The organism is Streptomyces sp. SID3343, from assembly GCF_009865215.1.
Taxonomy (GTDB): Bacteria; Actinomycetota; Actinomycetes; order Streptomycetales; family Streptomycetaceae; genus Embleya.
Genome location: NZ_WWJX01001287.1, coordinates 1 through 444, shown reverse-complemented (window position 1 = coordinate 444; position 444 = coordinate 1). Strand labels below are relative to the sequence as shown.

The window sequence follows — 444 nt, the reverse complement described above, 5'->3', positions numbered from 1 at the left end:
GGTGCACCGCGGCCCCGGCCCCGCACGCCACGGCGAGCGCGCCGGCCGCGCCCAGGATCACCAGCGGAATGTCGTCGCGCACCAGGGCGTCGATCCGGTGCTCGGTCACTCCGACCGAGACGAGTGCGATCGGACGGGCACCCGGGGCGCCGAGGACGGGGACGACCGCGCGCACCGACGGGCCGAGGGAGCCGGCGTAGGTCTCCGTCGAGACCTCGCCGCGCACGGCGGACTCGATGTGGCCGCGGAAGTGCTGCCCGATCAGGGTCGGGTCGGGGTGGGTGAATCGAATTCCGTCCGCCGACATGAAGACCACGAAGTCGACGTCGTTCTCCCGGCGCACCGCCTCGGCGATCGGTTGGAGGCGGGCGGTGGCGTCCGGCGCCGTCGTCGCCTCGCCGATGCCGGGGGCGCGGGCGAGGGTGCGCGCGACGTCGAGGGCGC

Annotated in this window: 1 pseudogene; it reads right to left on the bottom strand. The window is 75.5% G+C overall.

What is annotated here, in order from left to right:
• A pseudogene (locus GT354_RS40260) lies at window positions 1-444 on the bottom strand (histidine kinase); the annotation flags it as partial.